The sequence below is a fragment of the Pseudomonas sp. Ag1 genome, from assembly GCF_000278565.1.
Taxonomy (GTDB): domain Bacteria; phylum Pseudomonadota; class Gammaproteobacteria; order Pseudomonadales; family Pseudomonadaceae; genus Aquipseudomonas.
The window spans coordinates 25,320-37,686 of the sequence record NZ_AKVH01000097.1 but is presented as its reverse complement, the minus strand read 5'-3'; the positions used below and the strand labels follow the sequence as shown (position 1 = coordinate 37,686).

The following is a 12,367-nucleotide window of genomic DNA, read 5'->3' as shown; positions in this document are numbered from 1 at the left end:
GTAACGAATCAGTACATACCGGGTCTTGCCTACTGGCATGGGTCATGCTTAGCTGACTAATAATTAGCCACACTTTATTTTCAGTCTAATCCATGAGTTTTTTATGCCGTTAACCGATCAACACCGTTTTGGCATGCAGTTGGCGCATATGTCCCGAGGATGGCGTGCCGAGCTGGATCGCCGCTTGGCAGGTTTGGGACTGTCCCAGGCACGCTGGCTGGTGCTGCTGCACCTGGCCCGTTTTACCGAACCGCCTACCCAGCGTGAGCTGGCGCAGAGCGTCGGGGTAGAGGGGCCCACCTTGGCCCGTTTGCTCGACAGCCTGGAAAGCCAGGGCCTGGTGCAACGCCAGGCCGTGGTGGAAGACCGCCGCGCCAAGCGCATTGTGCTGTGCGACACCGCGAAGCCGCTGATCGAGCAGATCGAGACCATCGCCACGGCCTTGCGCCATGAACTGTTTGTGGGGGTTGATGAAGAGGATCTGCGGGTGTGCATGCGGGTGCATGAACACATCCTCGGAAATCTCGAGAAGTCCTGATCCCAAGTACACAGAAGATCAAAAATGTGGGAGCGGGCTTGCTCGCGAAGGCGGAGTGTCAGTGAATACATGTGCTGACTGACACACCGCCTTCGCGAGCAAGCCCGCTCCCACATGGGTTTTGCGGCGTAGTTAGAAGGTTTGCCCCAGGTTCAGGTACACCGCCTGCTGACTGTCATCGTTAAACCCATAACTGAAATTCAACGGCCCCAGCGGCGTATCAAACCCCAGGAAAATACTGGCGGCGTTGATGTACCCGCTGTCGTATTCATTGTCGTTGTTCCACGCTCGCCCTCGCTCCAGTGACGCGCCCAGGTACAACGGGAAATCCAGCGGCAAATAAGACCGCGGCGTCAGCCGGCGATAGTAGACCGCGCGCATCAGGCTGATGTTCTGCCCGGCAATCGCATCCTCCCGGAAGCCCGACAGCTGCCGCGCGCCCCCCAGCAGGAAGCTGGAAATCACCACGTCCGACTTATCCAGGGTGCGCCCATAGCGCCCGCCGAGGATCAGCGTGTCCGGCCCGCTGCTCATGGCTTTGTCCAGCTTGAACTCCCACTGGCGATAGCGCTGGTCCGAACCCAGCCCCGGTTCGAACTCCCGGAAGGCCAGGCCAATGTCTTCGCCGGTATGGGGGAAGTACACGTTGTCGAACGAGTCGAAGGAGTACTTCAGCTCATAGAAACCCTCGCTGAAGTTGATGCTCGGTGAATTCCGGTCGCCAATGCGCACATCCGCCTTGCCCCAGGCCTCGCCGACGCCGAAACGAATCTCGCCGCTGTTGCCGATCTGCCGGCCCACGTTCAGGCCGAAACCGTAGCGTTCCAGGCGGTATTCGGAGATCGGGTTATTGTCTTCAATCAGTTCGACGTTCTGCGCCTGGGCACTGATATAGGGCGCGACGAAGTAGCGTGAACCGGTGTCCATCGGCTGATAGAACTCGCTGTACAGCTCCTGCTTGTCACCGATCTGCACCCGCGTCAGCCATTCGGCGCCGAGGCGGTTGATGCCGTTCATGCGGTAGCTGGCGCCGAGGTTGAAGGCGCTGTCGCCGCGCATGTCATCCGACAGGTTCAGGCCCAGGCGCAGGTAGTCGGTGCCGCTGCGTTTGCCCCGGGCACTGATGACCAGGGTGTTGTCCTTGCCCTTTTTCACCACGCGGTATTGCACCTGTTCGAAGTAATCCAGGCCGTACAGAGTGCCCATGTCGGTTTGCAGGCGGGCCAGGTCCAGGGGCTCGCCGAGGTTCTGGCGGATGTAGTAGCGGATCACCTCGTCGCCCACCTTGGAGTCGTTCTCTACCTTGATTGCGGTGATCACCGGGTTGCGCTCGCCGGGCGTTCGCGCGGCCACCAGCGACGGGTCCACCGGTTCGGCCGGGCGCAGGTGCGCCAGGCGCACGTCGAGTGCGCGGGTGGCGCGGTAGCCCGCGTCGATCATGTCCTTGGCGCGCCCGAAATCCGTCACCCCGTAGGCGGCCAGGGGCGGCTGGATCAGCACGTCGCGGGGCGCCAGGGCCTTGAGTTGTTCTTCGGAATTGCGCCGGGTCATCAGGGTGATGGACTGGTTGAGCACGTCCACCACGGTGTTGAGTTGCTTGCGTGAGCGCAGCGGGGTGCCGATGTCGACGACGATGGCGATGTCGACCCCCATTTCCCGCGACACATCCAGCGGGATGTTATCGGTCATGCCGCCGTCCACCAGCAGCCGGCCATCCAGCTCCACCGGGGCAAACACCGCCGGGATCGACATGCTGGCGCGGATCACCTGGGGCAGGTGGCCTTTGCGGAACACCACTTTTTCACCACTGGTGATGTCGGTGGCCACGGCGCGGAAGGGGATCGGCAGCTTGTCGAAATCCCGCACGTTACTGGTGTGGGCGAACATGCTTTCCAGCAGCAAGGCCAGGTTCTGACCCTGGATCACCCCCAGTGGCAGGCCGAGGCTGCCGTCGTCGCGGAAGCTGAGTTTCTGTTTGACCAGGAAATCCCGGTCATCCTGCTTGCGCCGGAATGGCACGTCTTCCCGCGGTGGCGCGTCAGACAGGGCGAGCTTCCAGTCGATGTTCAGCGCGAGTTTTTCCAGCTCGTCGATCTTGTAGCCCGAGGCGTACAGCCCGCCGATCACCGCACCCATGCTGGTGCCGGCAATCGCATCGATGTGGATGCCCTGTTCTTCCAGGGCCTTGAGCACGCCAATGTGCGCCAGGCCACGGGCGGCACCGCCGGAGAGCACCAGGCCGATCTTCGGGCGCGGGTTTTCGACGGCTTGGACGAGGACAGGGAACAGGCACAGCAACAGGCAGGACAACAGGCGGCGCATCATCAATCTCAAGGCAGGACGATAAAGGCCGGTATTATAGCCACTCGATCCTTTCAACCCGCCAAGCAGGAGCCAGTCAATTCATGTCAGCGGCCAAGCCCGAGATTGTCATCACCTATTGCACCCAGTGTCAGTGGCTGCTGCGCGCCGCCTGGCTGGCCCAGGAACTGCTGAGCACGTTCGCCGATGACCTCGGCAAAGTGGCCCTGGAGCCGGCTACCGGCGGTGCGTTTCGGATTACCTGCGACGGTGTGCAGATCTGGGAACGCAAGGCCGACGGTGGCTTCCCGGAAGCCAAGGTGCTCAAGCAAAGAGTGCGCGACCAGATCGACCCGCAACGGGACCTGGGGCATAACGACCGTACTCAGTGAACCTCGGCCGTGGTGGCCGGCTGCTTGGCCGGTTTGGCGCCGCCCATCAGCCCGGACACCACGATGGCCACGATGATCAGCGCGCCGCCCATCAGCATGCGCAGGGTTGGTGTTTCAGCAAACAGTAGCCAGGCCGCGGTGATGCCGTACACCGGCTCCATGGCGAACACCACCGCCGCCGTGCGCGCCTTGAGCACCGCGAGGCTGGCGACAAACAGGCTATGGGCCAAGCCGGTGCAGAACACCCCGAGCAGACCGATCCACAGCCAGTCCAGTGGTCGCACTTCGGCCAGCCCGGGCGCGGCGACGGGCAACAGGCACAGCGCTACCACCACGTTCTGGCACAAGGCGGCCTGCACCGGCGGGATGCGCCCACTGGCGCGGTTGTTCAACGACAGCAGCGAGAACAACAACCCGGAGCCGACCGCCCACAGCAAGCCGCTGGTGGCCTGGCTGGCGAGATTGAAATCCGGCGTGACCAGCACCAGGCCGATGCTCACCAGCACCACCAGCAGGATCTCGTTGGCGCGAATCCGCTCGCGGAAAATCAAGCCTTCGAGAATCACCGTGAACGCCGGGAAGGTGGCGAAGCCCAGGGTGGCGATGGCCACACCGGCGACCTTTACCGCAATAAAGAAACTCACCCAATGCCCGGCCAGCAGCAGGCCGCTGACCAGCAGGCGGCGCCAGTCGCGGGCTTGCAGCTTCTGCCAGGGCGTGTTGCTGGCAAAGCGCGCAAAGATTGCCAGGGCAATGACCGCGAACGCGGCGCGGCCGAACACGATAATCGCCGGCGAAGCGGCCGCCAGTTTGCCGAACACACCAGTGAGGCCAAACATCAATGCGCCGATATGCAGGGCGCCGAGGGCTGTGCGGGGAGTCATTGCGATCCTTAAACGACGGGTTTACAGGATCGCAGTCTAGAGGGTTGCAGGCATTCGCGTCTGTCGTTGGGCTCGCGGCTTTTGTCGCAGGACTCTTGCTTGGTGAAGATCCCTGTGGGAGCTGGCTTGCCTGCGATGCAGACAACTCGGTCGTTCAGATAGCGCGCGGTGATGCTATCGCAGGCAAGCCAGCTCCTGCACCGGGCGGTGCTCGTCTGAAGGCTCGGGGCGAGAGGCCAAACTCGCGCAGCATCGCCGCAGCAAATGCACTTTGCGAACCATAGCCCACCCGCGCGGCAATCTCGCCGATCGGCAGCTGGCTGTCGCGCAACAGGCCGCGGGCCATCTGCAAGCGCCGGGTGCGTATGTAGTCCATCGGCGTCTGCCCGCTTTCCGCGATAAATCGTGCATGCAGGCGGGCGACGGACAGGTCGGCGAGCTTCGCCAGGTCCGCCACTTGCAGTGGGTGCGCGGCGTGCCGCTGGATATGCGCATCGAACGCGGCATAGGGCAGGCGCTTGCCCACCGGCGGCTGCGCAAGGTTGAGGCTGGCCAGCAGCAATACGGCGCCTTGCTGGGCGATCAGCGGGTCGTCCACCGGGCTGCTCGCCAGCCATTGCACCAGTTGGCTTTGGCGATTGTCGAGGGTCAGGTGTGCGCACCGGTCGAGCAAGCGGCGGCTGGCGTCGGCGTGCTCCCCCAGGGACTGCGCCAGCCAGTGCTGATCGGGCACGTCCAGCACCAGGCAGCGGCTGCCATCGCGACTGCGGCATGCGTGATGGGCGGAGTAGGGCAGCACCATCACACTGCTGTGCTGCACCTGGCCGCCCCGGCCATCCACCTCGAAGTCCAGGTGCCCGGACAGGCCAAACACCAGCTGTGCATGGTCGTGGCTATGGGCGATAGGCGCATCGGGGTAGTGGCGTAGCGTGAGGTTGGGTCTCATCGCAGTCTCCTGGGCAGGCCCGCAGTTTACATCGCTTCGCCGCCTGTGGGCGCTGTCATCAGACTGACGCAACACTGTCATGGGCTATTAATCCCATGGGCGCAAGCTCGCGAAAACACCGTGAGGCATGCCCATGACCAGCGCCGAACTCGCCAAACCCAGCCGCAAGCAACGCGTGCGTACCCTGTGGATTTCCGACGTGCATTTGGGCACTCGAGATTGCCAGGCCGAACACCTCTCGCATTTCCTCAAGGGCTACCACGCCGACAAGGTCTACCTGGTGGGCGACATCATCGACGGCTGGAAGCTGCGCAGCGGCATGTATTGGCCCCAGGCCCACACCAACGTGATCCGCCGCCTGCTGACCATGAGCAAGCGCGGCACCGAGGTGATCTACGTCACCGGCAACCACGATGAATTCCTGCGGCGTTATTCAAAGCTGATCCTCGGCAATATCCAGTTGGTGGACGAGGCGGTGCACGTGACTGCCGATGGCCGGCATTTGCTGGTGATCCATGGCGACCAGTTCGACGTGATCACCCGATACCACCGCTGGCTGGCGTTCCTCGGCGATTCGGCCTACGAATTCACCCTCACGCTCAACCGCTGGTTGAACCACTGGCGGGCGCGCTATGGCTACGGCTATTGGTCGTTGTCGGCGTACCTCAAGCACAAGGTCAAGACGGCGGTCAGCTTTATCAGTGATTTTGAAGAAGCGATCGCCCACGAAGTGACCAAGCGCGAGCTGCATGGCGTGGTGTGCGGGCACATTCACCATGCGGAGATTCGCAAGGTGGGCGAGGTGGACTACCTCAATTGCGGGGATTGGGTGGAGTCGTGCACGGCGCTGATCGAGCACTGGGACGGGCATATCGAGCTGTATCGGTTGGCGGATGCCCAGGCGAAAGAGGCACAGCTCAAGGCCGAGATGGTCGCGGGCTAAGCCTCAAACCCACAGACTCACTCGGTCTAAATGTGGGAGCGGGCTTGCTCGCGAATGCGGTGGGTCAGTCACCAGATAATTCGACTGACCCACCGCATTCGCGAGCAAGCCCGCTCCCACATTTGGATCCGGTTTGTTCAGTCAGGTGTGGGAAACATCTGCGATCGCTTCTGCCAACAACGTCAATCGCGTCGCATCAATCCCCGCCACGTTCGCACGCCCGGAATTGACCATATACACGCTGTGCTTGTCCCGCAGTTGCTTCACCTGTTCCGCACTCAACCCGGTATAGGAAAACATCCCGCGTTGCGCCGCGATGTGCGCAAACCGCTCCGACAACCCATGGGGCGCCAACGCCTCCACCAGCCCGGAACGCAGCTGCGCAATCCGCGCCCGCATCGCTTCCACTTCCTCGGCCCACTGCTTTTTCAGCCCGGCGTCACCGAGAATCGTCGCCACCACAGCAGCACCATGGTCCGGCGGCGTCGACCACAAGTTACGCGCAATAAACGCCAGCTGGCTGCGCACATCCGTCAGTTTCTCGGCGTCCGCCGCGCACACAATCAACGCGCCGACACGGTCGCTGTACAAGCCGAAGTTCTTCGAGCAGGAACTGGTGATCAGTACTTCAGGCAGCTCAGCCGCGAACATCCGCACGGCCCATGCATCCTGTTCCAGACCATCGCCAAAACCCTGATACGCAAAGTCGATCAGCGGCAGCAACTGACGTTCCTGGACGATCTTCAGCACCTGGCGCCAGTCATCGTGGGACAGGTCGAAACCGGTCGGGTTGTGGCAGCAGGCGTGCAGCAGCACCACATCGCCTTTTGGCACGGTGGACAGGGTGGTCAGCATCGCCGCTACGTCCAGGCGATTGTCGCTGCCCACGTACGGGTAATGGCTGACCTTGAGCCCGGCCTTGGCGAAGATGGTTTCGTGGATCGGCCAGGTCGGGTTGCTCAGCCATACACCACGGCCGGGCAGGCTGTGTGCGATAAAGTCGGCGCTCAGGCGCAGCGCGCCGGTGCCGCCAGGCGTCTGGGTGGCGCCGGCGCGACGTTCACTCAGCAGCGGCGAACCGGCGCCCAGCACCAGCTCGCTGATCAGCGAGCCGAACGCGGCGTTGCCATGGCCGCCGATGTAGGTCTTGGTGGTTTGTTGCTCCACCAGGCGCTGCTCGGCCAGTTTCACCGAATGCGGGATCGGCGTCAGGCCCTGGTCGTCCTTGTACACGCCCACGCCGAGGTCGAACTTGAGCGGGTTCGGGTCCTGGGCATACAGCTCCATCAGCCCGAGGATCGGGTCTCCGGGCACCCGGCCAATTGCGTCGAAATGCATTACTTGCGGCCCTCGGCATCCTTGGCCACTTCGTCGGTGCGCGCGGCCATGATGAAGTCGTTGCGGTGCAGGCCCTTGATGGAGTGGCTCCACCAGGTCACGGTGACTTTGCCCCACTCGGTGAGCAGGCCCGGGTGATGGCCTTCAGCTTCGGAGATCACGCCCACGGCGTTGGTGAAGGCCAGGGCGAATTTGAAATTCTTGAACAGGAAGACCTTTTCCAGCTGCATCACGCCATCGCGTACTTCGATGTTCCAGTCGGGGATCTGCTTGATCAGCACCGGCAACTCTTCGTCGCTGACTTGCGGGGCGTCGGCGCGGCAGGCTTCGCAGTGGGCTTGGTTCAACGTGGTCATGTGGGTATTCCTGAAATCGAGTATTTGGAAACGGTCGTCAGTAGCGTCACCCTAAAGCAACGCGGGGCCAGGGAACAGACTCACCTGGCCCTAAAAGCCGCAGTTCAAGCAGCTTTTGGCTTGGGCGGGAACTTCGGTGCGTGCAGCCCCAGCTGCATCCCGCGTTCGACCATACCCATGATGTCTTCCTGCGCCACTTCGAACAGGCGCTTGAGGTTGGGCAGGGCGAAGTACACGGGTTGCAGAATGTCGATGCGATACGGCGTGCGCATCGCTTCGAGCGGGTCGAAGGCTTGATGCTCGGGCACGTCCGAGAGGCAGTACACGGTCTCCTTGGGCGAAGACAGGATGCCGCCACCGTAGATGCGCCGGCCTTCGGGCGTGTCCACCAGGCCGAACTCGATGGTCATCCAGTACAGGCGCGCCAGGTACACGCGCTGTTCCTTGGTGGCGGCCAGGCCGAGCTTGCCGTAGGTGTGGGTGAATTCCGCGAACCAGGGGTTGGTCAGCAGTGGGCAATGGCCGAAGATCTCGTGAAAAATGTCCGGTTCCTGCAGGTAATCCAGCTCTTCACGGGTACGAATAAACGTCGCCACCGGAAACTGCTTGTTGGCGAGCAATTCGAAAAAAGTCTGGAAGGGGATCAGCGCCGGCACCCGGGCGACTTGCCAGCCCGTGGTCTCGGCCAGCACTTTGTTGACTTCCGCCAGCTGTGGAATGCGGTCGTGGGGCAGGCCGAGCTTGTCGATGCCGTCCAGGTATTCCTGGCAGGCGCGGCCCTCGATCACTTTCAGTTGGCGCGTGATCAGGGTGTTCCACACCGCGTGTTCTTCGGGCGGGTAGTCGATAAAACCGTTCGCGTCGGGCTCGCGGGCCACGTACTGCGTCTGCTTCATACTGCTCTCCTGCTAGGCATTCGTTCTTGTTATGTCCTGGGATGAGCCTATTGATACGCCGCCTGGGCCAGGAAGCCATCCTCCTGCGCCACGCTTTTGTAGGAAAAGTTACCGGTATTCGTAAAGTTTTCGTTACGGCTGAGGCGATTCGTTCTCCCTGTGGCGTATTTTGGGTGTGAATCGCCTCGCAGCTGTCACATAATCTTGACGATTATCTGCGGCCGGCGGCAAAAAGACGCAGCGACTCCACCTCTTCGGGCCTTCTCATGCGTATCAAAGTGCATTGCCAGAACCGCATCGGCATCCTGCGGGACATCCTCAACCTGCTGGTGGAGTACGGCGTGAACGTTGCCAAGGGCGAGGTCGGTGGCGAGCACGGCAACGCCATCTACCTCTATTGCCCGAACCTGGTGAACCTGCAGTTCCAGGCATTGCGCCCGCAGTTCGAGGCGATTGCCGGGGTATTTGGCGTCAAGCGGGTAGGGCTGATGCCCAGCGAGCGTCGGCATATGGAGCTCAACGCGCTGCTGGGGGCGCTGGAGTTTCCGGTGCTGTCCATCGACATGGGCGGCTCCATCGTCGCGGCCAACCGCGCGGCGGCGCAGTTGCTCGGAGTACGGGTGGATGAGGTGCCGGGCATTCCGTTGTCGCGCTACGCCGAAGATTTCGATTTGCCGGAACTGGTACGGGCCAGCAAATCGCGAATCAACGGCCTGCGGGTCAAGGTCAAGGGCGATGTATTCCTGGCCGATATTGCGCCGCTGCAATCCTCCGAGCATGACGACAGCGAAGCCATGGCCGGCGCCGTACTGACCCTGCACCGCGCCGATCGGGTGGGTGAGCGTATCTACAATGTGCGCAAGCAGGAGCTGCGCGGCTTCGACAGCATTTTCCAAAGCTCCAGGGTCATGGCCGCCGTGGTGCGTGAGGCTCGGCGCATGGCGCCGTTGGATGCGCCTCTATTAATAGAAGGCGAAACCGGCACCGGCAAAGAGTTGCTGGCCCGCGCTTGTCACCTGGCCAGCCCGCGCGGCCAGTCGCCGTTGATGGCGCTCAACTGCGCCGGTTTGCCCGAGTCCATGGCCGAGACCGAGTTGTTCGGGTATGGTCCCGGCGCCTTTGAAGGGGCGAGGGCGGAGGGCAAGTTGGGACTGCTGGAGCTGACGGCGGGCGGTACGTTGTTTCTCGACGGCGTCGGCGAAATGAGCGCGCGGTTGCAGGTGAAGTTGCTGCGCTTTCTGCAGGACGGCTGCTTTCGCCGTGTAGGCAGTGATGAAGAGGTGTACCTGGATGTGCGGGTGATCTGCGCGACCCAGGTGGACCTTTCCGAACTGTGCGCCCGGGGCGAATTCCGCCAGGACCTTTACCATCGTCTCAATGTGCTCTCGCTGCATATCCCGCCGCTACGCGAGTGCCTCGACGGTTTGCCGCCGCTGGTGGAGCACTTCCTGGATCAGGCCAGCCGGCAGATCGGCTGCCCGCTGCCCAAGCTCGCACCGGCGGCGATGGAACGCCTCAGCCATTACCACTGGCCGGGGAATGTGCGGCAGTTGGAGAACGTGCTGTTCCAGGCGGTTTCGCTGTGTGAGGGCGGCACCGTCAAGGCCGAGCACATTCGCCTGCCGGACTATGGCGTGCGCCAGCCGCTGGGGGATTTTTCCCTGGAAGGCGGGTTGGAGGAGATCGTCGGGCGCTTTGAAAAGGCCGTGCTGGCGCAGTTGTATGCCGAACATCCCAGCAGCCGTCTGTTGGGCAAGCGGCTGGGCGTGTCCCACACCACTATTGCCAACAAGTTGCGTGACTACGAAGTCGTCAAAGCCGAACGCGGTTAAACCTGTGGGAGCGGGCTTGCTCGCGAATGCGGTGGGTCAGTCGAATTATCCGGTGACTGACACTCCGCATTCGCGAGCAAGCCCGCTCCCACATGGGTTCTTTGTCGGTCTTGATACCTGTACTTGCCGTTAGCGGCATAAGTCCGCCGTTTTTTCGACTCTCTTCCTGCTGCCCTCAGCTGCTACCTGCCGGCAAACCCCCGCCCCGCCTGGACTTTCCCTCATTTCAAAAAGTTGGTTCGCAAATTGCTTAAGCCTCATCAGTACAGCGGTGGGCGGCAAGCGTCCGTCAGAAAGAGGAAAGAGCGTGGATAAGTACCTTTACGTGGCAATGACCGGCGCCAGCCAGAATGCACTGGCGCAGAAGGCCCACGCCAACAACTTGGCGAACGTTTCCACCAATGGTTTCCAGCGTGACCTGGAGCAGGCGCGCTCGATGCCGGTGTTCGGTGACAGCTTTCCGGCGCGGGCCTTTGCCTTGACCGAGCGCCCAGGCACGGACTTTTCCCCTGGCGCGATGATTGAAACCGGCCGTGACCTCGATGTGGCCGTCAGCGGTGACGGCTGGATGGCCGTGCAAAACCCGGATGGCGGCGAATCCTACGTGCGCAGCGCCAGCATGAACGTCGATGCGCTGGGCGTGCTGCGGGCCGGCAACGGTATGCCGATCATGGGCAACGGCGGCCCGATTGCCGTGCCGCCCCAGCAGCAGATCGAAGTCGGCCAGGACGGCACCATCAGCATCCGCGCCATGGGCGAAGGCCCGCGGGTGATGGCTGAAGTGGACCGGATCAAGCTGGTGCAGCCCGACCTCAAGAACATGACCAAGGGCCTCGACGGCACCATCCACACCAAGGATGGCCAGCCGGCCCAGGCCGATGCCAACGTCAAGCTGACGTCGGGCTTCCTGCAGGCGAGCAACGTGAACGCCGTCGAAGAAATGACGGCAGTCCTGGCCCTGTCCAAGCAGTTCGAATTGCACATCAAGATGATGAACAGCGCCAAAGAAGACGACCAGGCCATGACCCGCGTCCTGGCGATGAGCTGATAGCAGCCACACACTAATTTTTGTAGCGCGGCGCCATAAAACAGGCGCACGAAGGAGAAGAACATGCTTCCGGCTCTATACGTTGCCAAGACAGGCCTGTCCGCCCAGGACACCAACCTGACCACCATTTCCAACAACCTGGCCAACGTGTCGACCACGGGTTTCAAACGTGACCGCGCCGAGTTCCAGGACTTGCTCTATCAGATCAAGAAGCAGCCTGGCGCCCAGTCGACCCAGGACAGCGAATTGCCGTCGGGCCTGCAACTGGGTACCGGTGTGGCAATCGTTGGCACCCAGAAGAACTTCAGCGCCGGTAACCTGCAGCAGACCGGCCAGCCACTCGACCTGGCAGTCAATGGCAAGGGTTTCTTCCAGATCCTGCAGCCGGACGGCACCACCACCTACACCCGTGACGGTACGTTCCACCTGGACTCCAACGGCCAGGTCGTGACCGCCAATGGCTTCGCGCTGGAGCCGGCGATTGTCGTGCCGAACAACGCCCAGACCTTCACCGTCGGCAACGACGGCACCGTGTCGATCACCGTGGCCGGCAACCCGGCGTCCCAGGTGATCGGCAACCTGCAAACCGCCGACTTCATCAACCCGGCCGGCCTGCAGGCGATCGGTAACAACCTGTTCCTGGAAACCGCGTCCAGCGGCGCGCCGCAAATCGGCACCCCGGGCCTCAACGGTTTTGGTACCACCCTGCAAAGCACCCTGGAAACGTCCAACGTCAGCACCGTTGAAGAGATGGTCAACATGATCACCACTCAGCGCGCCTACGAGATGAACTCCAAGGTGATTTCCACCGCCGACCAGATGCTTTCGTTCGTAACGCAGAATCTGTAATCAAGTCTATGGGGCGCCCTTGAAGGCGCCTGCAACACCGTGAG

12 protein-coding genes are annotated in these 12,367 nt (G+C 62.2%); 6 read left to right on the top strand and 6 right to left on the bottom strand.

Features of this window, described 5'->3' with window-relative positions:
* The first annotated feature begins 103 nt into the window (after nt 1-103).
* On the top strand, nt 104-538 hold the full coding sequence (locus tag A462_RS17480; RefSeq protein ID WP_004371158.1) for a MarR family transcriptional regulator: 435 nt from the start codon (nt 104-106) through the stop codon (nt 536-538).
* A 132-nt stretch (nt 539-670) separates the two neighbouring features.
* On the opposite strand, the gene A462_RS17485 is transcribed toward A462_RS17480, so the two are convergent.
* Nucleotides 671-2,860, bottom strand: a complete 2,190-nt coding sequence (locus A462_RS17485) for a patatin-like phospholipase family protein (RefSeq protein ID WP_008434868.1) — start codon at nt 2,858-2,860, stop codon at nt 671-673.
* Nucleotides 2,861-2,943: 83 nt separating this feature from the next.
* On the opposite strand from A462_RS17485, the gene A462_RS17490 reads away from it, so the two are divergent.
* The gene (locus tag A462_RS17490) at nt 2,944-3,231 is read left to right on the top strand and encodes a SelT/SelW/SelH family protein (RefSeq protein WP_003214624.1); all 288 of its coding nucleotides are present in this window, start codon (nt 2,944-2,946) and stop codon (nt 3,229-3,231) included.
* On the opposite strand, the gene A462_RS17495 is transcribed toward A462_RS17490, so the two are convergent.
* A complete protein-coding gene (locus A462_RS17495) occupies nt 3,225-4,115 on the bottom strand; it encodes a DMT family transporter (protein WP_003214622.1) in 891 nt (296 codons plus the stop codon). The two genes, A462_RS17490 and A462_RS17495, sit on opposite strands and share 7 nt — an antisense overlap.
* Before the next feature lie 154 nt (nt 4,116-4,269).
* On the bottom strand, nt 4,270-5,061 hold the full coding sequence (locus A462_RS17500; protein WP_008434864.1) for an AraC family transcriptional regulator: 792 nt from the start codon (nt 5,059-5,061) through the stop codon (nt 4,270-4,272).
* A 133-nt stretch (nt 5,062-5,194) separates the two neighbouring features.
* On the opposite strand from A462_RS17500, the gene A462_RS17505 reads away from it, so the two are divergent.
* Nucleotides 5,195-6,004 carry a UDP-2,3-diacylglucosamine diphosphatase gene (locus A462_RS17505; RefSeq protein WP_003214618.1) on the top strand — a complete coding sequence of 270 codons (810 nt, stop codon included), beginning with the start codon at nt 5,195-5,197 and terminating at the stop codon, nt 6,002-6,004.
* A gap of 141 nt (nt 6,005-6,145) precedes the next feature.
* Here A462_RS17505 and A462_RS17510 read toward each other — a convergent pair whose 3' ends face one another.
* From A462_RS17510 to phhA, 3 genes are all read right to left on the bottom strand, one after another.
* Nucleotides 6,146-7,342: an amino acid aminotransferase gene (locus A462_RS17510; RefSeq protein WP_008434861.1), complete on the bottom strand. Its 1,197-nt coding sequence runs from the start codon at nt 7,340-7,342 to the stop codon at nt 6,146-6,148.
* Nucleotides 7,342-7,698, bottom strand: coding sequence for a 4a-hydroxytetrahydrobiopterin dehydratase (locus A462_RS17515; protein ID WP_003214616.1), 357 nt, complete (start codon nt 7,696-7,698; stop codon nt 7,342-7,344). Before A462_RS17515 ends, A462_RS17510 begins: the two co-directional genes overlap by 1 nt.
* Nucleotides 7,699-7,802: 104 nt before the next feature.
* The gene (gene phhA, locus A462_RS17520) at nt 7,803-8,594 is read right to left on the bottom strand and encodes a phenylalanine 4-monooxygenase (protein ID WP_003214615.1); all 792 of its coding nucleotides are present in this window, start codon (nt 8,592-8,594) and stop codon (nt 7,803-7,805) included.
* A gap of 266 nt (nt 8,595-8,860) precedes the next feature.
* Between phhA and A462_RS17525 the strand changes: the two genes are divergently transcribed.
* From A462_RS17525 to flgG, 3 genes are all read left to right on the top strand, one after another.
* Nucleotides 8,861-10,426, top strand: a complete 1,566-nt coding sequence (locus tag A462_RS17525; RefSeq protein WP_003214613.1) for a sigma-54-dependent phenylalanine hydroxylase transcriptional regulator PhhR — start codon at nt 8,861-8,863, stop codon at nt 10,424-10,426.
* 307 nt (nt 10,427-10,733) lie between these two features.
* A complete protein-coding gene (locus A462_RS17530) occupies nt 10,734-11,474 on the top strand; it encodes a flagellar basal body rod protein FlgF (RefSeq protein WP_003214611.1) in 741 nt (246 codons plus the stop codon).
* A 63-nt stretch (nt 11,475-11,537) separates the two neighbouring features.
* A complete protein-coding gene (gene flgG / locus A462_RS17535) occupies nt 11,538-12,323 on the top strand; it encodes a flagellar basal-body rod protein FlgG (RefSeq protein ID WP_003214609.1) in 786 nt (261 codons plus the stop codon).
* Nucleotides 12,324-12,367 lie beyond the last annotated feature (44 nt).

Excerpts from the sequence above, each read along its gene's own strand:
- A462_RS17480 (WP_004371158.1), top strand. The coding sequence starts at position 104 with ATGCCGTTAACCGATCAACACCGTTTTGGCATGCAGTTGGCGCATATG.
- A462_RS17485 (WP_008434868.1), bottom strand. The coding sequence starts at position 2,860 with ATGCGCCGCCTGTTGTCCTGCCTGTTGCTGTGCCTGTTCCCTGTCCTC.
- A462_RS17490 (WP_003214624.1), top strand. The coding sequence starts at position 2,944 with ATGTCAGCGGCCAAGCCCGAGATTGTCATCACCTATTGCACCCAGTGT.
- A462_RS17495 (WP_003214622.1), bottom strand. The coding sequence starts at position 4,115 with ATGACTCCCCGCACAGCCCTCGGCGCCCTGCATATCGGCGCATTGATG.
- A462_RS17500 (WP_008434864.1), bottom strand. The coding sequence starts at position 5,061 with ATGAGACCCAACCTCACGCTACGCCACTACCCCGATGCGCCTATCGCC.
- A462_RS17505 (WP_003214618.1), top strand. The coding sequence starts at position 5,195 with ATGACCAGCGCCGAACTCGCCAAACCCAGCCGCAAGCAACGCGTGCGT.
- A462_RS17510 (WP_008434861.1), bottom strand. The coding sequence starts at position 7,342 with ATGCATTTCGACGCAATTGGCCGGGTGCCCGGAGACCCGATCCTCGGG.
- A462_RS17515 (WP_003214616.1), bottom strand. The coding sequence starts at position 7,698 with ATGACCACGTTGAACCAAGCCCACTGCGAAGCCTGCCGCGCCGACGCC.
- phhA (WP_003214615.1), bottom strand. The coding sequence starts at position 8,594 with ATGAAGCAGACGCAGTACGTGGCCCGCGAGCCCGACGCGAACGGTTTT.
- A462_RS17525 (WP_003214613.1), top strand. The coding sequence starts at position 8,861 with ATGCGTATCAAAGTGCATTGCCAGAACCGCATCGGCATCCTGCGGGAC.
- flgG (WP_003214609.1), top strand. The coding sequence starts at position 11,538 with ATGCTTCCGGCTCTATACGTTGCCAAGACAGGCCTGTCCGCCCAGGAC.